Source organism: Deinococcus roseus (genome assembly GCF_014646895.1).
Lineage (GTDB): Bacteria > Deinococcota > Deinococci > Deinococcales > Deinococcaceae > Deinococcus_C > Deinococcus_C roseus.
The window spans coordinates 1-23,121 of sequence record NZ_BMOD01000025.1 but is presented as its reverse complement, the minus strand read 5'-3'; the positions used below and the strand labels follow the sequence as shown (position 1 = coordinate 23,121).

Annotated in this window: 24 protein-coding genes; 12 read left to right on the top strand and 12 right to left on the bottom strand. The window is 56.5% G+C overall.

Annotated elements, in window-relative coordinates:
• Positions 1–30: 30 nt before the first annotated feature.
• Together IEY52_RS21625 and IEY52_RS21620 are read right to left on the bottom strand one after the other, a co-directional pair.
• Positions 31–537 (bottom strand): DinB family protein, encoded by a 507-nt coding sequence (locus IEY52_RS21625; RefSeq protein WP_189006846.1) that lies wholly within the window; start codon positions 535–537, stop codon positions 31–33.
• Positions 538–747: 210 nt separating this feature from the next.
• Positions 748–894, bottom strand: a complete 147-nt coding sequence (locus IEY52_RS21620; protein WP_189006843.1) for a nuclear transport factor 2 family protein — start codon at positions 892–894, stop codon at positions 748–750.
• Positions 895–931: 37 nt separating this feature from the next.
• On the opposite strand from IEY52_RS21620, the gene IEY52_RS21615 reads away from it, so the two are divergent.
• From IEY52_RS21615 to IEY52_RS21600, 4 genes are all read left to right on the top strand, one after another.
• Entirely contained in the window at positions 932–1,168 is a 237-nt protein-coding gene (locus tag IEY52_RS21615; protein ID WP_189006840.1) for a cupin domain-containing protein, read from the top strand.
• 12 nt (positions 1,169–1,180) lie between these two features.
• Positions 1,181–1,516: a hypothetical protein gene (locus tag IEY52_RS21610; RefSeq protein ID WP_189006837.1), complete on the top strand. Its 336-nt coding sequence runs from the start codon at positions 1,181–1,183 to the stop codon at positions 1,514–1,516.
• A 40-nt stretch (positions 1,517–1,556) separates the two neighbouring features.
• Positions 1,557–1,760 carry a helix-turn-helix domain-containing protein gene (locus IEY52_RS21605; RefSeq protein ID WP_189006834.1) on the top strand — a complete coding sequence of 68 codons (204 nt, stop codon included), beginning with the start codon at positions 1,557–1,559 and terminating at the stop codon, positions 1,758–1,760.
• Between the two features lie 332 nt (positions 1,761–2,092).
• Positions 2,093–3,073: an aldo/keto reductase gene (locus tag IEY52_RS21600; RefSeq protein ID WP_189006831.1), complete on the top strand. Its 981-nt coding sequence runs from the start codon at positions 2,093–2,095 to the stop codon at positions 3,071–3,073.
• A 95-nt stretch (positions 3,074–3,168) separates the two neighbouring features.
• On the opposite strand, the gene IEY52_RS21595 is transcribed toward IEY52_RS21600, so the two are convergent.
• The gene (locus IEY52_RS21595) at positions 3,169–3,798 is read right to left on the bottom strand and encodes a metallophosphatase domain-containing protein (protein ID WP_189006828.1); all 630 of its coding nucleotides are present in this window, start codon (positions 3,796–3,798) and stop codon (positions 3,169–3,171) included.
• A 285-nt stretch (positions 3,799–4,083) separates the two neighbouring features.
• Between IEY52_RS21595 and IEY52_RS21590 the strand changes: the two genes are divergently transcribed.
• The 3 genes from IEY52_RS21590 (at position 4,084) to IEY52_RS21580 (ending at position 5,699) form a co-directional block, all read left to right on the top strand.
• Positions 4,084–4,938, top strand: a complete 855-nt coding sequence (locus IEY52_RS21590; RefSeq protein WP_189006825.1) for an MBL fold metallo-hydrolase — start codon at positions 4,084–4,086, stop codon at positions 4,936–4,938.
• Between the two features lie 150 nt (positions 4,939–5,088).
• Complete coding sequence (locus tag IEY52_RS21585; protein ID WP_189006821.1) at positions 5,089–5,304, top strand: hypothetical protein; 216 nt, start codon at positions 5,089–5,091, stop codon at positions 5,302–5,304.
• 83 nt (positions 5,305–5,387) lie between these two features.
• Positions 5,388–5,699, top strand: a complete 312-nt coding sequence (locus tag IEY52_RS21580) for a MerR family transcriptional regulator (protein WP_189006818.1) — start codon at positions 5,388–5,390, stop codon at positions 5,697–5,699.
• 308 nt (positions 5,700–6,007) lie between these two features.
• Here the strand turns inward: IEY52_RS21580 and IEY52_RS21575 are convergent, their stop codons facing one another.
• From IEY52_RS21575 to IEY52_RS21550, 6 genes are all read right to left on the bottom strand, one after another.
• Positions 6,008–6,616: a hypothetical protein gene (locus IEY52_RS21575; protein WP_189006816.1), complete on the bottom strand. Its 609-nt coding sequence runs from the start codon at positions 6,614–6,616 to the stop codon at positions 6,008–6,010.
• An 832-nt stretch (positions 6,617–7,448) separates the two neighbouring features.
• The gene (locus tag IEY52_RS21570) at positions 7,449–9,137 is read right to left on the bottom strand and encodes a SulP family inorganic anion transporter (RefSeq protein WP_189006813.1); all 1,689 of its coding nucleotides are present in this window, start codon (positions 9,135–9,137) and stop codon (positions 7,449–7,451) included.
• The gene (locus tag IEY52_RS21565) at positions 9,134–9,481 is read right to left on the bottom strand and encodes an ArsR/SmtB family transcription factor (RefSeq protein ID WP_189006811.1); all 348 of its coding nucleotides are present in this window, start codon (positions 9,479–9,481) and stop codon (positions 9,134–9,136) included. Before IEY52_RS21565 ends, IEY52_RS21570 begins: the two co-directional genes overlap by 4 nt.
• Positions 9,482–10,156: 675 nt before the next feature.
• Positions 10,157–10,411, bottom strand: coding sequence for a hypothetical protein (locus tag IEY52_RS21560; protein WP_189006809.1), 255 nt, complete (start codon positions 10,409–10,411; stop codon positions 10,157–10,159).
• Between the two features lie 58 nt (positions 10,412–10,469).
• Positions 10,470–10,796, bottom strand: a complete 327-nt coding sequence (locus IEY52_RS21555) for an ArsR/SmtB family transcription factor (RefSeq protein ID WP_189006807.1) — start codon at positions 10,794–10,796, stop codon at positions 10,470–10,472.
• 151 nt (positions 10,797–10,947) lie between these two features.
• Positions 10,948–13,422 carry a beta-glucosidase gene (locus IEY52_RS21550; protein WP_189006805.1) on the bottom strand — a complete coding sequence of 825 codons (2,475 nt, stop codon included), beginning with the start codon at positions 13,420–13,422 and terminating at the stop codon, positions 10,948–10,950.
• Positions 13,423–13,557: 135 nt separating this feature from the next.
• Here IEY52_RS21550 and IEY52_RS21545 point away from each other — a divergent pair, with 135 nt between their 5' ends.
• From IEY52_RS21545 to IEY52_RS21535, 3 genes are all read left to right on the top strand, one after another.
• On the top strand, positions 13,558–14,661 hold the full coding sequence (locus IEY52_RS21545) for an ROK family transcriptional regulator (protein WP_189006802.1): 1,104 nt from the start codon (positions 13,558–13,560) through the stop codon (positions 14,659–14,661).
• Between the two features lie 447 nt (positions 14,662–15,108).
• Positions 15,109–16,086, top strand: a complete 978-nt coding sequence (locus tag IEY52_RS21540; RefSeq protein WP_189006799.1) for a phosphotransferase family protein — start codon at positions 15,109–15,111, stop codon at positions 16,084–16,086.
• 6 nt (positions 16,087–16,092) lie between these two features.
• The gene (locus tag IEY52_RS21535; RefSeq protein ID WP_189006796.1) at positions 16,093–17,433 is read left to right on the top strand and encodes an MATE family efflux transporter; all 1,341 of its coding nucleotides are present in this window, start codon (positions 16,093–16,095) and stop codon (positions 17,431–17,433) included.
• Positions 17,434–17,515: 82 nt separating this feature from the next.
• Here the strand turns inward: IEY52_RS21535 and IEY52_RS21530 are convergent, their stop codons facing one another.
• Positions 17,516–19,264, bottom strand: a complete 1,749-nt coding sequence (locus IEY52_RS21530) for a WD40 repeat domain-containing protein (protein ID WP_189006793.1) — start codon at positions 19,262–19,264, stop codon at positions 17,516–17,518.
• A gap of 286 nt (positions 19,265–19,550) precedes the next feature.
• Between IEY52_RS21530 and IEY52_RS21525 the strand changes: the two genes are divergently transcribed.
• Positions 19,551–20,438 carry an alpha/beta fold hydrolase gene (locus tag IEY52_RS21525; protein WP_229684908.1) on the top strand — a complete coding sequence of 296 codons (888 nt, stop codon included), beginning with the start codon at positions 19,551–19,553 and terminating at the stop codon, positions 20,436–20,438.
• A gap of 900 nt (positions 20,439–21,338) precedes the next feature.
• Here the strand turns inward: IEY52_RS21525 and IEY52_RS21520 are convergent.
• The gene (locus tag IEY52_RS21520) at positions 21,339–21,578 is read right to left on the bottom strand and encodes a hypothetical protein (RefSeq protein ID WP_189006790.1); all 240 of its coding nucleotides are present in this window, start codon (positions 21,576–21,578) and stop codon (positions 21,339–21,341) included.
• Between the two features lie 192 nt (positions 21,579–21,770).
• Positions 21,771–22,247, bottom strand: a complete 477-nt coding sequence (locus IEY52_RS21515) for a hypothetical protein (RefSeq protein ID WP_189006787.1) — start codon at positions 22,245–22,247, stop codon at positions 21,771–21,773.
• 348 nt (positions 22,248–22,595) lie between these two features.
• Between IEY52_RS21515 and IEY52_RS21510 the strand changes: the two genes are divergently transcribed.
• Positions 22,596–22,856, top strand: coding sequence for a cold-shock protein (locus tag IEY52_RS21510; RefSeq protein ID WP_189006784.1), 261 nt, complete (start codon positions 22,596–22,598; stop codon positions 22,854–22,856).
• The last annotated feature ends 265 nt before the right edge of the window (positions 22,857–23,121 follow it).

The following is a 23,121-nucleotide window of genomic DNA, read 5'->3' as shown; positions in this document are numbered from 1 at the left end:
ACAAAATGCTGCTCCCGGCCTGGCAGGAGGTCAGCTGTAGCGCTCCAGCAAGACCTGCAGGTGAGCGCGTTCATGGCCCAGCATGCCGTAAGCCAGCGCCCGCACCGTGAACGGATTGCCACCAGCAATGCCCCGGCGCTCCCAGGCGGACACGGCCAGGTGGCGAAAAAACAGTTCGTGGCCCCGACGCACCGCCTGAAATTCCTCCAGCAAGCCCTCAAGCGAACAGGCCCCGAAATCGCATTCCTTCATCCAGTCATCCTGTTCGAAAGGGGGCAGTTCGGCACGGTCACCCCGGGCAAAAAACAGGGCCCGCTGTCCGAAGACCCGCTCGGTGTCGGTCATGTGACCGATGACCTCCTTGACGCTCCATTTGTCTGGTGTGTAGCGGGCGTCAGGTTTGCCAGCAAAGCGCAGGATCTGCTCAGCAGTCACAGCGGCCTGCTGGTGCATTGCAGCGAGCACATCCTCTTCTGGCACCATATCGATGTAACGGGCGTAAAAGGAAACGTACTCGGTGGGCTGGGGTCTGGTCATGGGTTCACCTCGTTGGAATGGCCTGATGGGTTCAGGTCAGTTTACCGGTGCCCAACTGCGCAGACAACACCCTGTGGACAACACCCTTCGTCGCTTTTGAATCCTGCTCTTTTGAATCCTGCTCTTTTGAATCCTGCTCTTTTGAATCCTGCTCTTTTGAACCTGCTCAAGTTTCATGTTTCCATTCTCATGCAGGAAGCAGCCTGGCGGTCAGAACATCCCGTTGGCGTTGCGGCCCACTGTGGGAACTTCCTGGATGGCATCCCAGTGCTCCACGATTTTGCCGTTCTCGATGCGGAACAAATCAGCAAAGGCCACGTGCTTGCCTGCAAATGTCCCCTCGGAGTGGCTGAACACGAAGTTCCCCTCGGCGATGATAAGGTATGCTTCTGGTATGCCCACTGAACCTGCCCCCAAAGTGGTGACCTTTCAACCTGCCCATCCCCTGCCTGTGCGGCTGGGAGTGGTGCGCCTTTACCCACAGCATGCTTCTCTGCAAGACCGTCCCCATTACCGGCAATTTCACTCACTGGTGCTGATCACTGCACGGGCAGGCCACCACCGCATCAATGGCCAGCAGGTGCCCGTGCAGGCAGGACAGCTGTTTCGGATTGGCCCTCGCCACCTCTAGGATGGCAGGGGGGTGAAAGACGCCCATGGCTGGATGGTGCCCTTTGACCTGGATGCCCTCCCACATCACCTGCAGGAAAGCTGGCGCTGGCGCACCCACATGGGGCTCATGGATGGTCCCCACCTGCTGCAGACAGGTCAGGTGCTGCGCTGGTGTTGCTGGATGGAAGAACTGGCGGGAGAACTGGCGCAGCAAGAACTGCGTTATCTGGAGATGGCCGAAGGTTACCTGATCTTGCTGACCACGGCACTGGAGCGTTTTTCTGTCCCAGGAAACCCCGCCAGTGAGCGCATGCAACCCTTGCTGGGGACTTCATTGAAGGGCACTTCCGGGAAGGCATCAGCCTGAGGGAGGTGGCGCAGCACCTGCACCGCGCCCCGGCCTACTGGTGAAACAGAAAAGCGGCAGAACCGTGCTGGAATGGATCACCGAACGCCGCCTGGCCGAAGCGCGTCGGCTGTTGCTGGAAACCGACATGGGTGTGGAAGACCTCGGGCTTGCGTGTGGTTTTGGAGACCCCACACATTTCATTGTTCAATTCAGGAAAAACGTGGGCCAGACCCCGGCGGCCTGGAGGCGCAGCCTGAGGTGAAGCTGCGCAGGCCATGCTGAGAAAAACGCCACAGATGAGGCGAATCCAGTGGAAGTGGTTTGGTGCTTCCTGAAAGGTCATGGTAGAATGTGATCGCTCACTTTTTTGATGTGAGACGGCATCCTGCTTTTGCTCTGGGCTGAAACAGGATGGTGAAAGGCCTTTGCTGAAAGGGCAAAGAGGGCGGGCAGCTGAAAATGCCGGAACATCCCAGCCTTGCCGGATGGCATGGGGTGCCCGCTGCAGCACAATTCACCCCCGGGCAAAGCCTCCTACAGGCCTTCAAGTTTCCTGTGGGTTCATTCTTCACTGCACAAACGAAAGGACACACCATGCACAAGAGAACACTGGGACAGACTGGACTGGGCGTCACCGAAATCGGATACGGGGCCTGGGGCATCGGGCAGAGCATGTGGATCGGGGCCGAGGACACCGAAAGCCTGAATGCCCTGCGGCGTTATGTGGAGCTGGGCGGCAACTTCATTGACACGGCCCTGGTGTATGGAGATGGTCACAGTGAAAGGCTGGTGGGGCAGGTGGTCAGAGAACACCCGCACGTGCTGGTCGCCACCAAAGTCCCACCCAAAAACTTCCTGTGGCCTGCCCGCAAACGCACCACCGCCCAGGAGACCTACCCAGGTGAGCATGTGATGGCCTGCACCGAACAAAGCCTGAAGAACCTGGGCCTGCCCCACATTGACCTGCAACAGTTTCACGTGTGGGATGACAGCTGGACCGACCAGGGCGACTGGCTGGAGGCCATAGGGCAACTCAAAAAAGAAGGCAAAATCAGGCATTTTGGCATCTCCATCAACGACCACCAGGCCAGCAACGGGGTGAAACTCGTCGAGTCTGGTCAGGTGGAAAGCGTGCAGGTGATTTACAACGTCTTTGACCAGAGCCCCCAGGACCGTCTGCTGGACGCCTGCCTGGAACACAACGTCGGTGTGATTGTGCGGGTGGCCCTCGACGAAGGGGGACTCACCGGAAAAATCACCCCCGCAACGGAATTCCCCAGAGAGGACTGGCGCAACCACTACTTCGGTGGGAACCGCAAAACAGAATTGCAAACCCACCTGCAGGCCATCGAACAGGACCTGGGGATCAACACCGAGCAGTTGCCCGAAACCGCCCTGCGTTTTGTGCTCTCCCATCCTGCCGTGTCCACGGTGATCGTGGGCATGCGCAGTGTGCGCAACGTGGAACGCAACGTGCAACTGGCAGATGGACAGGGGCTTCCCCGGGAGCAGGTGCAAAAACTGTATGGGCACCGCTGGGACCGCAACTGGTACGCAGAGGCAGGAACCGACTGACCCCAACCCCCTGCACACAACAGTCTGTTCGTCACATCTGCAGTGGCATTGCAGGGCGAAAAGCCCCCGCAGATGTGAACCTCGGGATCTTGCCCTTAGGACAGTTCAACCACCACCGGCGGATTCACCGGCAGGTACTCCTGGTTGAGCATGGACGCATTGACGGACACCCGCCCACCTTGCACAAATTGACCATAAGCCTCATGAATGTGCCCGAAGACATGGAGTTTCGGGCACAAACGGCTCTCCAGTGCTGCCAGGAGCCGCGGGCAGCCGACGTGTTCACCCTCTGGCAACACCTGGTCCAGTGTCCCAAAAGGTGGGCCGTGGGTGATCAGCACGTTGGTGTCATCCGGGATGAGGTCCCAGTAACTGCCAATGGTGGCCGGACCACGGTTGAAGGCCCAGTCGAAAAAAGTCGGTGTGATGGGTGATCCCCAGAACTTCACCCCCTCCAGCGTAACCCCTTCATCCTCCAGGTAGATCACTCCATCAGGCACCATGGCCCGGGCTTTCTTGCGTCGTTTCTCAAAGATGAAGTCGTGGTTGCCTGCAATGAAGATCTTGTGGGGGTGAGGCTGGGCAGCAAACCAGGTCAGAAAAGCCTGGGTTTCTGCAACATGACCCCGCATGGAAAAATCACCAGCGTGAATCAGCACGTCACTGTGGGGCAACTGCAACTGGTCATGCTGGTTGTGGGTGTCTGAGATGCAAACGATTTTCATGGTGACCCTCTGCATGATACCAGCGACTCCACCAGCAGGGTAAAGAGCCCTGTTCAATCAAATTCAATTCAATCTTTTTTTCACGAGCTTAAATCAAAGCTCCCCCAACCCACAATCTCCACCTTTCTTCCTTCTTCTCACCCCCAATTTCCACCTTTCTCTTTTCTTTCGGCTTTTTCACCAGGCCCAGGCCAATGCATAAGCACAGGGAAAAAACACAGGGAAAAAGCAAAAGCTTTAAAGGATTCAGACCATCACCTCCCAGCTTCCGTTTTACACTGGTTCATGGAACTCACTTTTCTGGGCACAGCGGCTGACAGCGCTTACCCCCTGCCTTTTTGCGCCTGCACCATCTGTCAGCAAGCCCGGGGCACGGGTGGCAAGAACATTCGGCGACGCTCCAGCGTGATGGTCAACCGGGACCTGCTGATTGACCTGGGACCAGACAGCATCCAGGCCCTGCTGACTTTTGGTTTTGACCCGGGTCAGATTCGCTTTCTCCTGCAAACCCATCCGCACCACGATCACTTCGATCCCAACCATTTGATCACCCGCATTCCCGATTACGGCTGCATCTGGGCGTCCCCCCTGACCCTGGTTGCTTCCTCAGGGACACTGGGGCGCATGTCCATGATGCTGCAAGCCACAGGTTTTGAAGGGGATCTTGTGAGGGCAGAAACGCAACACCTGCTCAACACCGAGGTTCACCCCCTTCAGGCAGGCGAATCCACAACCATCGGGGACCACCACATCACCGCTTTTCAAGCCAACCACGACGCTGCTGCAGAATCGCTGCTCTACGCAATCCAATCCGGGGGGCGCGCCCTGCTGTACGCGACGGACACGGACACCCTGCTGGAGCCCACACAGAACCAGCTTTCAGTCAGCGGTCTCCGTTTCTCGTTGGTGGTGCTGGACCACACCTATGGCCCGGGTTGCGATGGAGGAGGGCACCTGAATGCAGAACGCTTCCGTGCCACCATGGCCTGGCTCCGGGAGGCAGGTCTGCTTGAAGACAACGCAAAAATCTACGCCACGCACCTGTCACACCAGGGAAACCCCGAACACCAGGAACTCGCAAGGTACGCCCATCAGCATGGTTACCTGATCCCCTGGGATGGCCTGACCGTGAGGGTGTAACCCAGTCAATGCAGCCGAGCAGAACGGAAACCTGACCCACAAGGTCATGCCCAGCAGGGAAACTTCCCTGTTGTCTTGCTGGGCTGAGCCCTTCCACAATTCCGCAAGCTGCTTATTGCCCAGAGCTGAAGCTGTGGCAACAGCAAAGAAATGAAAAAGCAAGGGAAAAAAGCTGGAAAAGGGAAGGGGAAAAAGAGGGTCAAAAACACATGGAAAAAGAAGGGAAGGGTGAGGGGGGTAGGGTTGGTTGAAGTTCGTGAAATAAGTATCTATTTGGTATTCAAGTTGCTGCAGATGGTTGAGGTGCAGCAACACTTGCTGAACCAATACACCCTCCTGCGCGACCTGGATGCTGAGGAACTGTAAACTTTTGCTGCGTTGAAGCTGTATCCTGACCCCTTGTGCTGGCCCCCGGGGCCAGGATTACCCTGCTTTCAGCAGAGAAGAGGATGCGTGACCTGATTCCCAGTGGCCGATTCCCACAGATTGCCCGCCTGACCCGCAAAGCCCTGCAGATCTACGCCGAGCAGGGCCTCTTGCGCCCGGTGCACACCGACCCCCACAGCGGGTACCACTACTACAACCCTCAGCCAGCTGGAAGAAGCCCGGCAGATCATTTTGCTCAGGGATTTCAACATGTCCCTGGACGACATCAAAGAAGCCCTGAGGTCCTGGCACGCCCCACAACTTTCCGGTCTGCTGCAGGAACAGCAGGAGCACCGACGATGTGGAGCGTGCGCAGCGTTTCAGTGTGCGCTTGAATTGCAGTGCCGTCCAGCAGCAGCTAAACCTCTTTGAAGACAACCCTGCCATGCTGCAGCTGTGCGAGGAAGCAAATCTGGCCAGTTTGTGCCGGGGACCGCTGGTCATGGGCTTCTTCAACCAGTCATGACAAAACGCACGCTAGCAGGAGACTAAATACAGGTTTTTTCTGTCTGCCACGAGACATTTCGATTTTCCGTATGCCGCTTTCAGAGTGGTCATTCTGGTTTCAGAGTGGTCATTCTGGTTTCAGAGTGGTCATTCTGGGTTGAAGAGTGCCTGCCATTCCTGCTCCAGGTTGGCCTTATCAGAGGTACTTCAAATGTAGAGTTGATTCCCAGATCACGCCCTCAGGCAGTTGTTTGACAGAGTTCAGCATGACTCCGCTGCTGTTTTGCTTCAATATCAGAAGGTTCCAGCCCGTCTTAATCTGCACACTCAACACCATGGATCTATCCACACCACAGACAGCTGAAAGATTGGCGCTTTGAGAAGCATAAAAAACGGAGAGCGTCTGTGGGGGGTCTCCTGGAATGCTGATCTCCAGGTTGTCAATGTTCTGGCCTTTGCTGTTGAAGATCACAAAGGTCATGGGAACCACCCTCACCGCCTGTGATTTACTTTGATGTTGACAGGTCTTGGGGTCTCCCAGCAAGAGAAATTCTTTTGTCAGAGTGGCTTTAATCCCCTCTTTAGGAAGGGTCAGGATAAATTGGCCTTTACTGTCAATCTGGGTTTCAAGCAGTGAAATGGCTCCGACGGGAATGTAGCGCAGGTCTGCTCCAGGATACATTTTCAGGACTCCGGTTTTACCTGCGGGCCATTCGACGATCTGACCTTTAAATGTCCAGGTTTCAGCACTGGCTGTGCAGGCCAGAAGGCTTGCAGCGATCAGGAATACGAGACGATTGAACATGGGATCTCCTTGAACCTCTAAGGTGGCTGGTCCGTCTTTGATCGAACAAGAAACCAGTCTTAGGAAGATACCAGTTTAAACATTGGGATGCAGGTGTTTCATGAGTAGGCGGCGTTTCTTGTCAACATCTTCAACCCAGAATGACCACTCTGAAAGCGGCATACGGAAAATCGAAATGTCTCGTGCCAGACAGAAAAAACCTGTATTTAGTCTCCTGCTAGCGTGCGTTTTGTCATGACTGGTTGAAGAAGCCCAAACAACAAAAAGGCCAGCAGTGGCTGGCCCTGACAATGCACTGACTTTGCTCTTCCAGACACTCCAACTGCATCCAAAAGAAAACCGCAGGGGATGCCCTGCGTGACTTTTATTGTTTTTTGAGAGGTTTTGTTCAGTGTGGGAGTTTAAAAGCTGCGAATCTGCTGCTGCACCCACCTTGAAGCGGGTGCAGCCAGCCTGCTCTGGACGGGGGTGATGCATTTTGCCAGCAGCAACATCAGGGCGCCAATCAAGAACAACATGGCATCACCTCCCGGGGAGATTCCCCTATACCTTTCCTGAACCCACTTTAAAATGGGGCACTGAATTTCGTCTGAGAGGGACTGAAGTCAAATTGAGAATCCTGACAGAAAACTGATAGAAATCCAGAAGCCTGTCCGAGGGTAGCGCTTCAGACCCCAGTCCAGCAGCTTTGCAGCTTGCCCTGTTCTCTCACAGCAGGCCACTGCGCACGGCCTTCACTGCCGCCTGGGTGTGGTCACTGGCAGACAGTTGCACCAGAAGCTCCTGCACATGGTTCTTGATGGTGCCCCACTCAGGGTGAATTCCATGCGGTTCATTGGGCCTCCTGGTTGCGTTTTACATGCGTCCAGGCGTGCGTGATGGCCTGGTCTGTGCTGGTGAAATCATGGTGGCCATGTCTGGTGAGCACGTCATACAGGCCCATGTTCACCAGCAGGATGCGGGGTTGGTTTTGAAGCCCGGAGAACATCAGGGTGATGCCCCTCCCGTGCAATTCATGCAAGATGGCCTCCAGGGCGTGTGCGGCACTGGCATCAAGGGTTTTGACGCGCCGCATGCGCAGGATCACAACGTCGATGCTGCTGAGGCTGGTGAGGTTTTCCAGGAAACGACCAGCCACCCCGAAGAACAGTGGGCCTTCCACCCGGTAGGCCAGCACCCTGCGTTTCAGGAGGTGCGGGTCATGTTCCAGGTCCAGGGGGGTGTTTTCGGTGAGGTCGATGGATTCGAAGGTGTGGCTCTGGATCATGCGCTGGATGAACAGCACCCCTGCAATGAGCAATCCCACTTCAATGGCCAGGATCAGGTCAAACATCACCGTGACCAGCGTGGTGATCAGCATGGTGCTGAGGTCACTGCGGGTGCTTTTCAGCAGGGTTTTGATGGCCTCAAATTCCAGCATGCGGTAGGCGGTGACCATCAGGATGCCAGCGAGCACCGCCAGCGGGATGCTGGCGGCATAGTGTCCGAGCAGCAACACAATGAGCAACAGGAACAGGGCGTGGAAAATGCCGGTGAGTCGGGTGTGTGCGCCACTTTTGACCCCCACGGCGGTGCGGGCGATGGCTCCGGTGGAGGGGATGCCTCCGAAGATGGGGGTGACCAGGTTGGCGATGCCCTGTCCGATGAGTTCCCGGTCCGGGTCATGTCGGTCTTTGAGGGTCATGCCATCTGCCACCACGGCCGAGAGCAGGCTTTCCAGGGCGCTGAGCACCGCAATGGCCAGCGCTGCACTGAACAGGGTTCCGAGGTCCTGAAATGGAAGGCTGGGCAGGTGCGGGGTGGGCAACCCGTGGGGGATCTCCCCGATGCGGGGCAGGGTGTGGTGTTGCAGCACGCTGGTGCTGGTCACCAGCACCAGCGCGATGATGCTGCCGGGAATTTTTTTGGTGATGCGGGGCCAGAACAGCATGATGGCCATGGTGACCAGGGCCGTGAGGGGGGGGAGGAAGTTGGGGTGCTGCAGGTAAGCCTGAATCAGGTGGGTGCTGGTGAGGAGGATGTTGCTTTCGCTGTGCGAGGGGGGAAGCCCGAGGAAGTTGGGGAGTTGCTGCAAGAAAATGATGATGGCGATGCCGTTGGTGAATCCAGTGATCACCGGCCAGGGAATCAGGTGCACCACCCGTCCAAGTTTCAGGATGCCCATGAGGGTGACCATCGCTCCGGCGAGCAGGCCAACCACGAAGACTTTTTCCAGTCCGTACTGGGCAATCACGGGGATGAGCACCACGGTCATGGCTCCGGTGGGTCCAGTGATCTGGTAGCGGCTTCCTCCGAACAGGCTGGCCAGCAGTCCAGCGATGATGGCGGTGAAGAGTCCGGCTGCGGCACCTGCTCCGCTGGTGACCCCGAAGGCCAGGGCGAGGGGCAGGGCAACCACGGCGACGGTGAGGCCTGCGAGCAGGTCTTGCTGGAGGTGGGTGGGAGTGTAATGCTGGAATTCTTTCTTCCAGGCGGGCAGGGGATTGAGGGGATGCTGAAAAGCACGTTTGGTGGTGTTCATGGTTCTTCCCTGGATGCCATGGATTGCTGGAGGTGCTGCAGGATCTGGCTGCTGCGGTGGATTTGCCGCTGGTAGATGCTTCTGGCGAGGTCGAGGAAGGTGTAGATGTCCCTGTCTTCCACCTGGTAATGCACGGTGGTGCCGTCTTTGCGGGCGTGGATGAAGTTTTGCTGTCGGAGTTTGCTGAGTTGCTGGCTGAGGCTGCTCTGGTCGACGTGCAGTTGGTTTTGCAGTTCGGTGACCGTCTGGCTGCCTTTGCGGAGCTGGTCGAGGATGGCGAGCCTCAGGGGATGCCCCAGGGTTTTGAAGAATTCAGCTTTGTACTGATGCAGTTCAGGCTCCATATTAAAATATTATAAATATTTAATATTCTAATATGTAAAAAAATGAGTGAATCAACAGCAAAGCATCAAAAGCTTTGCCTGGTGTGTCTTCGACCTGGACAGTCAATCCCATCAGGACCAGCATCAACCACCGGCATCCCCAAGGACCAAAAGGGCACTGCCCTGACTTCACAGGGCACAACCACACCCGAGGCGACCTGACCCATGGGGTTCCCACCGGGGTGACTTTGCCTGAGGGCGTCCCTGAAGGGCAAGGTGGGTGGGGTCCGAATTGGCTGGAAACCCAGTGCAGTACAGTGAACCTCCATAACAGTCCTGCTGTGCATGTCAGAAGATCCTCGACAGGAGAGCCTGTCAGAACGGCGTCTGGTGCTGCTGTCTTGTGAATCGCTGCTGTTTCGGGTCGTGAAAGGGCGTGGATATCGGGGGCATCCCCCACTACGAAAAGGTGCACCCTCACAGAATACGCCCAGCACAAACGCCACTGCCTGCGCTGCCTCCGTGTAGCCCAAAAGCATCTCCAGACACCCATCCAGGACACGCCCACCTGATGAAATGCCTGACGGACGCCTACCACGCCCTGTGACCCACAGCCCACATGAGAGACAACGTGGGGGTACAGCAAGGCCCCTTGGGGTCTGGTCATGGGTTTATGGATGACTGGAGCAATGCGTTTCAGGGTTGTTGGGTCAGGTGAGGGGTCCATGTGTGAAACCAGCCCTGTGCGCTGTGTTCGTTGGGATGGTCTTGCAGGCAGATGCAGGTGATGTTCAGGTGGGCGTTGGGGTGTTGGGTCTGGATGCGTTTCAGGGCTTCATCCTGGGCCTGGATGCTGTTTTCGCTGTGTAGGGTGAAGGGTTTGTAGGTGTGGGTTCCATTCACATCCAGGAAAACCAGCACAGTGTACAACCTTGATTCTTTAATGATCACATTCTAATATTATACTTTTCTAATCTATTGAGCCAGGGACAAAGCCCACCATCAAAGATCAACCCTGCTGCAATTGCTGAAGCAACTGGCTGGATTGCAGCAACTGACGTTCATAAATGCTGCGGGCCAGATCCAGAAAACCGTACACCTCCTGGTCATGCACGTGGTAGTGCACCAGGGTGCCTTCCTTGCGGGACGTCACGAAATTGAAGGTGCGCAACTTCGCCAGGTGCTGGGACAAGCTGCTCTGGTCCACATCAAGCCGTTGCTGCAATTCACCCACAGACAGCTCGCCTTCTCTGAGGGCATCCAGGATGGCGAGCCTGAGGGGGTGACCCAGGGTTTTGAAGAATTCGGCTTTGTAGCGGTGCAGGGGACTGTCCATCTGCAAACATTATAATCAATGAAATTTTGCGCAAAGCCGAATCCGATCCGGCACACTGCCCTTACGTGCACGTGGGAGGCTGAACATCAGAACCCCCGGAGAGGTGCTGGAGGACACAGCTTTCCCGGGGGCCTTTGAAGAGGAAGAGGAATCAGATCGTCTGGACGCTGTCCAGCCAGTCTGCGTTGAGTTGCACAGGGAGGGAGAGGAGCAGGTCGGCACTGCTCTGGCCTGCTTTGAGGAGGAAGGTGCCTTTTTCAGCCACCCAGGCTTGCTGCTGGTCATCGAAGAAGGCAAAAGAGCGCATGTCCAGCTTCAGTTGCACGGTGGTGCTTTCTGCAGGTTCCAGGGAGACTTTGGCAAACCCTTTGAGTTCCTTTTCGGGGCGCTGCAGGGTGCTTTGCTGGTCTGTGACGTAGAGTTGCACCACGGTCTGGCCGGGTCTCTGGCCAGTGTTCTGCACCTTGACTGTCACAGTGAGGGCGTCTCCGGGATTCAGTTCAGTGGGATCTGCTTGCAGGTCAGAAAGTTCAAAGGTGGTGTAACCCAGACCATGCCCGAAAGGGAAAAGGGGCCTGAGTTCCTTCCTGTCCACATGGCGGTACCCGATGTAGAGGCCTTCCTGGTATTCCACGTGTCCGTTTTCACCGGGGTATTGCAGGTCCGGGGTTTCAGGGTGGGTGGGATCGTCTGAAAGCTGAGCAGGGAAGGTCTGGGGGAGGCGTCCTGAGGGTTCCGCCTGACCCAGCAGCACATCTGCAATGGCATGTCCGGCTTCCTGGCCGGGAAACCAGGCCTGCAGCACAGCAGGAGCCTGGTTCAGCCAGGGCATCAGGACGGGGCCTCCGGTTTGCAGCAGCACGATGGTGTTGGGATTCTGTTGCAGCACGGCCTGCACCAGTTCATCTTGTTGACCTGGGAGGTCTAAACCCCAGCGGTCCACGCCTTCGGTTTCCCATTCGCCGTTGGTGCCAATGCACACCACCGCGTAATCTGCCTTTGCAGCAAGCTGGGCGGCTTCTGCAATGCTGTTTTCGGGAAGGGGTTTGCGGAACCCGAAACGCACGGCACTGATCCCGAAACCGTGGGCCACTTCCGGGGTGCGGTATTCGATCAGGACGGTGTGTTCACCTGCAGTCAGGGTGGCTTCGCCTCTGGCCTCATCGCTGCCAAATCCGAAATAGGTGTCTCCAGGACGGTAATCTTCCCAGTTGTTGACCACCAGTTCCCCATCCACATACAGGCGGGTGAGGCCTGCGCTGGCCAGACTGAGTTCAAAGCGGCCCTCTTCGGGAATGCTGAGGGTGGAGGTCATTTTTGCCTGAAAAGCCCTGGGCACCCCTTCAGGCAACCCGAACCACATGATTTCCCCGAGGGGCTGGTGTTCCTGGACCAGCACGGTGTCTGAGCCCAGCTCCTGATAGGCAATGTCAAAACCCCCCTGGTGCACGGGCAGGAATTTGTCGTTGTAGCAGCCGATGTGGTAAGACACCTGATTTTCACCCAGTGCGGCCTGCAGCCCCTGAAGGGGGGAGACCTGACGGTGGGCGTTCATCTGGGCGCTGCCTCCACCCATCACCTGTCCCTTGGCTGCGTTGGGTCCGATCACGGCGACTTTTGCTCCGGCAGGGAAGGGCAGCAAATCACCCTGGTTTTTCAGGAGCACCATGCCTTCTGCGGCAGCCCTGCGGATCAAGGCGGTGGTGTCCTGGTGCTCCTGGTCTTTTTCGTTGGCGTCTTGCACATCCAGGGGCTGATGCAGCACCCCGGTGCGCTCCAGGAGGCGCAGCACATTGCGGGCAGCAGTCTTGATGGCTTCCTGCAAGGCCTCATCGTTCTGGGCTTCCTGCAAGAGGGCTGCGCGGGCACGGGCCGGACCGGGCATTTCCAGGTCCAGGCCTGCCAGCACGCTTTCTCCTGCACTGTGGCTGCCAAACCAGTCCGACATCACCAGGCCATCAAACCCCCACTCCTGGCGCAAGATGTCTGTGAGCAGGCGTTTGTTTTCGCTGGCGAAGGTGCCGTTCAGTTTGTTGTAGGCGCTCATCACCGCCCAGGTTTTGCCTTCCTTGACGGCCATCTCGAAAGGCAGCAGGTACAGTTCACGCAGGGCACGTTCAGGGATGTCGCTGGAGATGGTGTTGCGCTGGTACTCGGATTCGTTGCCCACAAAGTGCTTGACGGTGGCAGCCACGCCTTTTTCCTGCAAACCACGGATGTAGGCGGCCCCGAGTTTTCCGGTCAGGAAAGGGTCTTCGGAGTAGCTCTCAAAGTTGCGTCCGTTCAGGGTGCTGCGAAAAAGGTTGACGGTGGGGGCGAGAAGCACCCCTGCGCCCTTGTCGGTGGCTTCACGGGCCAGGTGCTGCCCGACTTCATGCAGCAAATCTTCATTCCAGGTGCTGCCCAGCGCAATGCCCACCGGGAAAGCCGCGGTTTTCTTGCCGCCCACCAGAGGACCCCCACCCCGCACTCCGGCAGGACCATCGCTGACCTTGAGCTGCGGGATGCCCAGGCGTTCAATGGCAGAGGTGCGCCAGAAATCTGCGCCAGAAAGCAAAGAAACCTGTTCTTGCAGGGTGAGTTGTTGCAGCAGGTCTTCAACGGTTGGGGACTGGGTCTGGGTCATGGGGCACCTCTTGGGGGTCAGGGAACGTTTCGGGATCAGAATTTCTAAGGTTGGATTTATTAAATCAAGCCTAGTAAAATATGGGAGGATTGTCAAGCGACCCGCCAGCCTCTAGAATCTCATCAGAAAGGCACCATGACCCTCTCAAGCGATTCCATCCCTGCCCGTGAAAAGGTGTACCACGCCCTCAAAACCGCACCCGGCACCCGCCCGGAACTGGCCCAGCGCACCGGACTGAGCGTGGTTTCGGTGATTGCCGCCGTGGATGAACTCATCGCCTGCGAACTGGCCCGTCTGCAAGAAACCCCGCCTCCATCAGGTCGGGGAAGACCTGCAGCACGGGTGGGCCTGCGCCTGGACACCACCATCACCGCACTGGACCTCGGGGCACCCCAGGTGCTGGCAGGCCGCTTCAATCTGCTGGGCGGTTTTCAGGAGGGAAGCGAAACCCGAACACACGGGACCGCCTTCTCCCGTTTCAGCGAAGACCCTGAACACAATGTCCAGTTGCTGCAAGCGTGGCTGCAGGAACAGGGCAGCGCAAATTTATCGGTGATCAGCGTGCTGGGGGCCGTTCATCCGCGCACCCGTATCCTCAGCAGCCATCCGCTGGGCATGAAAGAATACCCGCTGGAAAAAGACCTCTCAGAGCGGCTGGGCTGGCCCGTTCTGGTGGAAAACGACGCCAATCTGTCTGCATGGCACAGCTGGCACACCCTGGGCCTTGCAAAAGAAGACCCTCTGGTGTTTTTGAATTACAGCCACGGCATCGGGCTGGGCATGGTGCTGGGCGGCAAAGTGTACCACGGCGCAACAGGCGCAGCAGGAGAAGTCTCTTATGCTGCAGACCCTGCAAAACGCGGCAGGCACGACATTCTGGCCCGCAGGCTGATCAGGCACCTGCACAGCGCCATCCCAGGCAGCACCACTGCAGAGGTGGCCGCAGTGGCCGTGCAAGGCGACCGCAGCGCCCTGAAAGCCCTGAAGCTGTTCAACCAGGATCTGGCCAACCACCTCACAGCCGTGGCTGCAGTGCTGGATCCGGCAGTGATGGTCTTGCAGGATGTACCGCACGCTGCCGACCCTCTGCAGAAAGAACTGCAGAAAGCCCTCTCCGAACTGGATTTGCATCCCCGGGTGATGGTCAGCCCACTGGGGCCAATGGGTGGACTGTACAGTGCAGCCCATTATGGGGCTCACATTCTGGAGCAGCAGAAACTTCGGGGAGAAATGCCCTGATCAAGACACGGGCTTTTTGAAATCGCAATCAAAAACCAGCAGGATCTTTTTTGACTCGCACAAAATGCCGCATCTGACGCCTGTTTTTTCATGGATCTTCTGGCTGGATTCCTGAAAACCTTTTTATTCCTGGGGCTCCTCATGGCCCAGGATCTGGACTTTTACCGCTGCACATCCTTTTTGCCCATGAGGCAACAAACCCCTCAAAATGCGTCCAGAATGGGATGATTGGCCATTTCCCAGTTGAAACAACCACCAGACGAAACATCCCCTTGACATGAAAGCGCTTTCAGAATATCTTTGATTTATTAAACCTTGCTTCAATAAATCGGCAGCGGGCGGCCTGTTCTGCTCCATTCCGCCTCATCTTCCTGCTCCCCTTCAGACAGAGCACAACCTGTCTCCTGCCCTCACCTTTCACCTGTCCCCACCTGCGGAGGAAACCCCATGGAAAGCAAAACCAAAAACCTCAAAACCCGTTCGCAGATTGCCCAGATGACCGCCAGGGCTTTCCCTGAAACCACACTGGCAGACCACGAAAACGCCATTCAGGAACTCAAAGATGGCTGGTTCAACGCTGGTTACCTGATTCAGCTGGCAGATGGCCGGGAAGTGGTGCTGAAAATCGCCCCACCAGCAGGTGCAGAAGTCATGCAGTACGAGAAAGACATCATGACCACCGAAGTGCACACCATGCGTCTGGTGAAAGCCAACCCCAGGATCCCGGTTCCCGAAATCCACTTTTACGACCCCAGCCATGAAGTGTGCGACTCCAGTTACTTCTTCATGGAGAAAATCACTGGAGACACCCTCGAACACCTCAAAGGCCACCTTCCGGCAGAAACCTGGACAGAGCTGGAGCAGCAAACCGGGCAGGTGGTCCGGGAGATCAACACCTTTCAGGGCACCTATTTTGGATATGAAGGGAACGAGAAACTGCGGGCAGCCACCTGGAAAGACGCTTTCCTGAAAATCTTTGAGGCTGTACTGGAAGATGCAGAAAAGAAAGATGTGCAATTTGATTTCTCTTACCAGGAGATCCGTGACACCCTGCACCGGCACCTTCCTGCGCTGGAAGACATCACCTCTCCGTGTCTGGTGCACTGGGATGGCTGGAACCCCAATTTTTTCGCCAGGGATGACAAAATCATCGGGATCATCGACTTTGAACGCGCTTTGTGGGCTGAACCTTTGATGGAAGCCCAGTTCCGCCCCTTCTTCGGGGAAGGCATCACCCAGCAGATGCGCGGCTACGGCAAAACTGAATTCACTTTTGCAGAAGAACAGCGCATGCACCTGTACTCACTGCACCTGGGTCTGGTGATGCACGTGGAATGCCATTACCGCCATTACGACACCGACGACATCTTCAATTTTTCCAGAACCTTCATTGCAGACACCATGCAGTGGCTGAAAGAGCACTGATCTGACATGAAAACCCCATCTGGTGTGGAACGTCTGGGCACCGCCAGCATTGGCAGGCTGCTGCTGGAGATGTCCACCCAGACCACCTTCGCCCTGCTGGTTTATGCCATCTACACCATCACCGATGTGTATTTCCTCTCAAAAGGCGTGGGGCCGCTTGCTGCTGCCGGGGCGTCCATCATTGCTCCGGTGTTGATTGCCCTGGGTGCGGTGTCCACCACCGTTGGCGCAGGTGGGGCGTCGGTGGTGTCCAGAGCGCTGGGCGCAAAAGACACAGAGCGAGCCTCCCGTGCTGTTGCGGCTTCTCACCTGATCTTCTGGACTGCGGCCCTCACCCTCACGGTGCTGGGGGCCACGTTCATCAGGCCCCTGGTGTTCCTGCTTGGGGCAACAGACGCGATTGCACCTTACGCCATCGAATACGGACGCATCATCTTTCTGGGGGCCCTCACCAGCACAGGGTTTTCAGCGATCATCCGGGCAGATGGCAGTGCCCGTTACGCCACCCTGATCTGGGTGGTTCCGGTGACCATGAATGTGGTGCTGTGCTGGCTGTTCATCATGGTGCTGCACCTGGGTGCCGCTGGAGCAGCCCTGGCCACCGTTTGCGGTCAGGCGGTCTCGGCAGGGATGGGGATGCATTTCTTTTTCTTCAGGAAAAACCGCTCCTACCAGATCAGAAGCAAGCACTTCAGACCCCACTGGCAGACGTTGAAGGAAATCCTGCTGGTGGGGTTGCCCTCCCTGACCCGCAACCTCAGCGCCAGTGTGCTGGCCATTGTGGTGAACAACCTTTTGAAAGGCATGGGAGGAGACAGCGCCCTGAGCATCTTTGCCGTGGTGAACCGGCTTTATGTGGCCCTGTCCATCCCACAAATGGGCATCGTGCAGGCCATGCAGCCCATTGTGGGGTTCAATTTTGGGCAGCGCAAACAGGACAGGGTGCAGCAGACCATCAAAGTGTCCATCCTGACCACCGTGGGGTATGGGCTGCTGATCTGTGCGCTCTGCACGCTGGTTCCAGCCAGCCTGATTTCCCTGCTCTCCAGAGACACCGAAGTGATTGCTTCTGGCTCCTCTGCTTTGCGCTGGATGGCCCTGGCCTGCCCGGTGGCCGGGGTGTCCATGGTTGCTGCTGCAGTGTTTCAGTCCCTGGGTTTGCCTGCAAAAGCCCTCTGGCTGACCATTGGGGGCATTGTGATGGTGAAACTTCCGGTGCTGCTGCTCTCTGCCCATTTCTTTTCCCTGACTGGAATCTGGGTGGCAGAGGGGATTTCGGAGGTGCTGCTGTGCGGGGTGGCGCTGGTGATGCTGGGGAGAAGCCGAGGGCCGAGGGCTGAGAAGTAGGAAGCATTCCATGGTGGCCCTGGTTTCCATCAAGACAGACAGGTTGAGATTGGTTTACAAGACAGCATTCTTCACGATCAAGTCACTGGCTCTGGCCATAGATGTTGAAACTGCTTTGCTGATCCACAGTTCCACTGCTGGTCACCAGATGCCTTCCCGATCGATCGAAAGCCAATTGTTGAACGGGACTGGAGAAACCGTCGAGGGTTTGCAACACTGCCAGCGTGGCAACATCAAGCAGGTGAACTTCACACCTCTCGGTCGAAACGGCCAGCCATTTTCCAGTCTGATGCATGGTGATGGCCTCCACCAAGAAAGGCAACTCCCTCTGTTGCTGCCCATGCAGGGTCCAGAGGCAAGCCATTTTGTTGTGCAGGTGCATCACCACCTGTTCTGTGCTGGGGTTCCACTGCAGCTTTCTCACTCCATCGTCCAGGTGGATGCGGAAGATTTCACGTTGTTGATGCAGGTCCCACAAAAGCACCACACCCCTGCCATTCTGGGTGCTTCTCCCCATCACCAGAAGGCGGCCATCTGGAGAGATGTCGCCTGCACTGGAGCCCAGGTCGCCTTCCACAAAAAAGGTGTTTTCCTGTGAAATGACCTGTCCCTTTCTGACCCGTGCAGGTTCCAGCACATCGGTGCTGTCAAAATCGGGCAGGTGCCAGCAGGTGACATGTCTTCCAAAACCAAACAATGCTGCAGGGTGTTCAGCGAAAGCCAATGCTGTGGCCTTTTCCTCATTCTGGTAAATGACTTCTCCAGTGGACGCATTCAAAACCTCAAGGAATAGCTCGTTTTCATTGACCCACAGGGCCGCCAGCACACTTCCATCTGGACCCAAGCTGGCAAGACAGGTGGGCCGATCAAAAGTGTGCTGGAAGAGAACCTCACCAGCCTTGGCTTCCCACACATCCACCTGATCACCATATCCCAGGGCCAACAACCTTGAGCCATCTGCGGAATAATCCACCTGCAGAACGCGGCTGTCGAACGCCCGAAACGACTGAATCCGCTGCTTTTTGGACACGTCAAACAGCTGGACCTGTCCAGTCACATCCCCCACCAGCAGCAAACCCTGTTGAAACTTCAGCAGGGAAATCTGCCAGGAGCCAATTTCCCAGGTCTCGGGCTCGGTGTCAACCTGCTGGGGGTGGTGAAGCTGCAATTCTCCTCGTGCTGGAGAGGTAACCAGCAGTTCAGAGTCCACAAAAGCGTAAGGTTGGAGAGATGAAAAATCATCTCGATGGTGGCTGAAGCTGTAGTGGGGGGTGCCGTCCACAGAGGACACCAGGCGGACAAGTTCTTCATTTTCCCACCCGGCTGCATCAACGTACCCCACGCCTTCGGGCTGGAAATGCATGTGCTGCACTTCCCATTCCACGTTCAGGACAAAGCGTGAAGTGCAGGCAGGGAGGTCCAGCACTTCGATGCCTTCTCCTCCCAGGGCAATTTGCAGACCATCCAGGCTGGTTTCCAAAAGGTTGACTTCTGAGAGCCTGGACTGAACTTCCCGCAGGGGTTTGAGGTTCTGAAAATCCCAGACGGCCAGGGTGGCGGGTCCTGTTTTCAGAAACAGCAGGTCTCCCTGGGGACGGCAGGACACCCGAGAGGCCTGAACCGGGAGGGTCTGAATCTGCCTGCCTGTTTGAGGGTCCCACACCTCCACTGCACCTGAAGCGGTCACCAGGGCGAGCCGGTCCAGGGTGACCGCAAAACCCTGGATGAATCCTGTTTTGGTGGTGATGGAGTGTTTCAGCTGTTCTGTTGAAACATCGAAAACATGGAGGTGGCAGCCCTGGGCAAACAGGACTTCGCCATGGGGAGTCACTTGTGCATGGTGCACCGGTGATCCTGCAGTTTTGAGTGCTTTGTGCAAAGTATAAGGGTAAAAATCTGTTTCTGACATACTCAATCTTCAGGATAGCATGTCATGCATTGCAATGGAGTCTTGATGGCGTCAAGTGGGCATCTCCTGTTCCCCTGTCCTTCTGGCCAGCATGACCGACCAACAGGCTGACCGCCCTCACCTTTACTGCCCCATGCCTAATTATGTTATAATACTAAAAATCCCAAACATTTCACTTTTAAACCACTTGCAACAGAAAGGCGCACCCATGACCCACACCATGAACCTGCATTGGACCCCCACCCCAGGACAACCCGGCATCGAAACCGACCTGCATTTGCCCGATGGTCGCACCTTGCATGTGTACGACACCCCCTCTGCAGACCAGAACAACCTGACCGTGATCTGGCACCACGGCACCCCCAACCTGGGCAGACCTCCTGTTCCCCTGTTTGAAGCAGCAAAACGCCTGGGGGTGCGCTGGGTGGGCTTTGACCGCCCCAGTTATGGCACCTCCACGCCTGTGCCAGACCGCTCCGTGGGCTCCATGGCTCAGGATGTGGCTTTCATTGCAGATCAGCTGGGCATTCAGCATTTTGCAGTGATGGGACACTCTGGCGGAGGCCCTCACGCCCTGGCCTGTGCAGCACTGCTGCCAGAGCGGGTCAAGGCTGCGGTCAGTCTGGCTGGACTGGCCCCATATGGCGCAGAAGGGCTGGACTGGTTTGCAGGCATGCATTCCCCGGAGTCGCTGCAAGCCTCTGTGGCAGGACGCAAGGCCAAAGAGGCCTTCCAGGCTTCTCCCCCTGAATGGGACCCAGAGGTGTTCACCGGAGCAGATTTTGAGGCCCTGAACGGTGCCTGGTCCTGGATCAACAGCGTGGTCGAACCTGCACTGGCTGCAGGTCCAGAAGGCCTGATCGACGATGATCTGGCTTACGTGAATCCCTGGGGTTTTGACCCTGCACAAATTCAGGTTCCCGTGCTGCTGGTGCATGGTGAAGAAGACCGCATGGTGCCCGCTTCCCACAGCCAGTGGCTGACCCGGCACATTGCTGCAGCAGAACTCTGGTTGAGGCCTGAAGAAGGACACATTTCGGTGCTCAATCAGGCAGAAGCAGCTCTGGAGTGGCTGAGCAAAGCAGCTTCACGCTGAGCACCTGACCTGGATAAGAACCCTAAAGGGGTTAAAGTGTTGGCGCTGCCACCCAGGACAGCGCAGTCTTTTTTCTTGATTGGAACCCTATCCTTCCAGAAGGATTCGCTCTGTCCTGCTCTCCTGGAGTAAATGCAAGCTCCTTCAGCGGATATTGGGCAATCCCTGCACCCAGAGGTACAGCTTCACTTGACCTGCAAATCCACCTCAAGACACCTGACGTTTTGGCGAACCAGCGGGTCTGCCTTGAGGTTTCCCCTGATGTTTGAGGTCCTCAGAGGACCTCTGGCAGCAGTCAAGGACCGCTGTCCACTCTTGCAGGGTTCTCAAACCAAACTCGATGGCTTGAGCCGGACTGCTGCACCCTGTGCCTGCCAGAAATTCCTGTTTGGCTTGAGAAAGCACCAGTCGGTTCATGTTTCACCCTCACATTCCCTCAGGTGAGGGGCTCACCCCTTGCATTGATTCATTGGCTGCGAAATTGATGGTTTTGTTTGCGTTTTCTCTGCAGGCTTCAGGTGAAGGGAAGAGAATGGGTCATGGATGACTTCAAAGTTGAATGCTGGAAAGATCACCTCACAGAACGCCTGGAAAACAATGGGTATTTCTTTGTGTGGAGGGATCGTTGATCAACCAAATGGTGGTTGATGTCCAGAAAAGGGTGTTGCATGCCTGATAAGCAAGGACTTGAAGAAATCCCTCACCCCTTTCAAAGGTCTGGTTCCACCCCGAACACCAAAAGTGGATGCACAAAACCGTTCAAACCCATGGCAAGGCACACTGCTGGGGAAGCTGGCCGCACATGGAATTTGGATGGAGATCCGTCATGGTGCAGGTGATGCTCATGGGCAGCGGTGAGGCAACATGTGCATCTGACCGGATCTGAAGCCCATGACCTCCTCAGGGCTGGGTTCGGTGCTCTCGTGCCTCTTGCAAAGCCTCCAGAATCACCTGCTCGGTGTTCTGCGCACCCAGCAGTGGAACAACCAGAGCCTCAATGTCCGTCAGTTTGCTGCGAATGTCATTGTCGGCGAGGTCCACCTGCATCTGGCGGTGGCGGGCGAACTGGTCTTTGAACCGCAGGCGGACAATTTCGGTGAGCAGTCGGCGCAAGGTGAGAAGCAAAAGATCGCTGTTCATGGGACCTCCAGAAGTGGGCCGCGAAAGGCTGGGAAAACCCGGGGTGCTGGTCCGGTTGGGGCTTGATTTGGATTTCGTTCAGACGCTCAAATGCACCGCAACACGACGGAACATGCTGCGGTGCACTGCGGAATGCAGACCAGAGGAGAATCAGGACCCTCTACCCACCCATAGGAATGGCAGGACTCCAGGTCATCTGATGACGCGAGGTTCCTGCTGTCCTGCCGGGCCCTGCAAGGTGGTTCCTCTGGGCACCAGGGCGTAGATGCACATGCGGCCCACGAATCTTCCGTGCAGCCATCCTTGCTGGCGCATGGCTTCCATGGTGGCTTCCACCTCTTCCCATTTCAGGTCCAGTTGACGGGCCACCAGAAAAGAGGTCTCGCTTTTGCCTCCCTGAAACCAGCGTTTCAGACGCTCAAACCATTCCGGGCGAACGTGCCTTTCTTCGAAGGTGAAGGTGCGTTTGCTGTACCGGATCGGTCCGCGGGTGTCGGCCTGTACATGTCCTTCGGTGATCAGGTCATCCATCACCAGATGCACGTGACCTGCGGTGCAGCCCAGTGCCTGGCGGATGTCGTTGTTTCCCACGGAATCGCAGGTGTTGAGCAGTTCAAGCACCAGGTTGCGGTGGGTCTCGGTGGTGTTCCAGGGGGCAGTCAGTTGCATGGGTTCCTCTCATCAAAAGTTTCCCTTCTGACACGAAGGGCAGGCGAGATGACCTGCAAGGGCCACCCGGAGGAATCGAGGAAAGGGGGGCGTTTGTGGACAGCCACCGCATGAAGGGAAATGAATTCAGGGATGAATTTAAAATCCAGACAAGGATGTCTAAAATCCATTGTACCAGATGCACATGAGAGGAAGGATTTTTCATGTCATCTCTCAGTCAAAAATAATGTCTTGCTTTTTGAGAATTTTTGTGTCAGAATGAATTTCTTCCAGAGACGCCAAAATCAACACGGCACAGGTTTTTGAGTGCGGTGTTTTTTGTTTTTGAGAGGGAAAAGAGAGTAGAACATGGCTTCAGGCACCGTTAAATGGTTCAACGCAGAAAAAGGATTCGGCTTCATTTCACACCAGGGCAACCCCGATTTGTTTGCCCACTTCAGTGCCATCAAAAGCAATGGCTTTAAAAAACTCAATGAAGGCGATGAAGTTGAATTCGACGTCCAGCAAGGTCAGAACGGCAAAGGGCCCCAGGCTGCCAACATTGTCGTCACCAAATCAGCACCCGAAAGCAACTACAACAGCCGACCCCAGCGCAACGATCGCTGGTAAGGCAACCACTTGACTTGAAGGAGACTGGGCAACCAGTCTCCTTTTCCTTTCGTCTTCTGGAATGTCCAGGACACCTGCCAGAGGGGTTTTTGCAGTCGGATCTGCACTTGAACCGTTTCAGGCTTTGTGACACAATCTCTAAAATCTTCAGGAGCAATTGTGGCCGACATTCACCCCCCAGATATCCTCAGTACCGTTTCACGCACCCCAGCAGGGTTGCTGTCCAACCGCGAAAAAGACACCCTGATTGAACGCGCCTTCACCG

Bases quoted from the DNA above. Each gene is read 5' to 3' on its own strand.
- IEY52_RS21600 (WP_189006831.1), top strand. From the start codon at position 2,093: ATGCACAAGAGAACACTGGGACAGACTGGACTGGGCGTCACCGAAATC.
- IEY52_RS21525 (WP_229684908.1), top strand. From the start codon at position 19,551: ATGACCCACACCATGAACCTGCATTGGACCCCCACCCCAGGACAACCC.
- IEY52_RS21515 (WP_189006787.1), bottom strand. From the start codon at position 22,247: ATGCAACTGACTGCCCCCTGGAACACCACCGAGACCCACCGCAACCTG.
- IEY52_RS21595 (WP_189006828.1), bottom strand. From the start codon at position 3,798: ATGAAAATCGTTTGCATCTCAGACACCCACAACCAGCATGACCAGTTG.
- IEY52_RS21625 (WP_189006846.1), bottom strand. From the start codon at position 537: ATGACCAGACCCCAGCCCACCGAGTACGTTTCCTTTTACGCCCGTTAC.
- IEY52_RS21550 (WP_189006805.1), bottom strand. From the start codon at position 13,422: ATGACCCAGACCCAGTCCCCAACCGTTGAAGACCTGCTGCAACAACTC.
- IEY52_RS21615 (WP_189006840.1), top strand. From the start codon at position 932: ATGCCCACTGAACCTGCCCCCAAAGTGGTGACCTTTCAACCTGCCCAT.
- IEY52_RS21570 (WP_189006813.1), bottom strand. From the start codon at position 9,137: ATGAACACCACCAAACGTGCTTTTCAGCATCCCCTCAATCCCCTGCCC.
- IEY52_RS21575 (WP_189006816.1), bottom strand. From the start codon at position 6,616: ATGTTCAATCGTCTCGTATTCCTGATCGCTGCAAGCCTTCTGGCCTGC.
- IEY52_RS21580 (WP_189006818.1), top strand. From the start codon at position 5,388: ATGCGTGACCTGATTCCCAGTGGCCGATTCCCACAGATTGCCCGCCTG.
- IEY52_RS21585 (WP_189006821.1), top strand. From the start codon at position 5,089: ATGAAAAAGCAAGGGAAAAAAGCTGGAAAAGGGAAGGGGAAAAAGAGG.
- IEY52_RS21545 (WP_189006802.1), top strand. From the start codon at position 13,558: ATGACCCTCTCAAGCGATTCCATCCCTGCCCGTGAAAAGGTGTACCAC.
- IEY52_RS21535 (WP_189006796.1), top strand. From the start codon at position 16,093: ATGAAAACCCCATCTGGTGTGGAACGTCTGGGCACCGCCAGCATTGGC.
- IEY52_RS21540 (WP_189006799.1), top strand. From the start codon at position 15,109: ATGGAAAGCAAAACCAAAAACCTCAAAACCCGTTCGCAGATTGCCCAG.
- IEY52_RS21510 (WP_189006784.1), top strand. From the start codon at position 22,596: ATGGCTTCAGGCACCGTTAAATGGTTCAACGCAGAAAAAGGATTCGGC.
- IEY52_RS21520 (WP_189006790.1), bottom strand. From the start codon at position 21,578: ATGAACAGCGATCTTTTGCTTCTCACCTTGCGCCGACTGCTCACCGAA.
- IEY52_RS21555 (WP_189006807.1), bottom strand. From the start codon at position 10,796: ATGGACAGTCCCCTGCACCGCTACAAAGCCGAATTCTTCAAAACCCTG.
- IEY52_RS21565 (WP_189006811.1), bottom strand. From the start codon at position 9,481: ATGGAGCCTGAACTGCATCAGTACAAAGCTGAATTCTTCAAAACCCTG.
- IEY52_RS21590 (WP_189006825.1), top strand. From the start codon at position 4,084: ATGGAACTCACTTTTCTGGGCACAGCGGCTGACAGCGCTTACCCCCTG.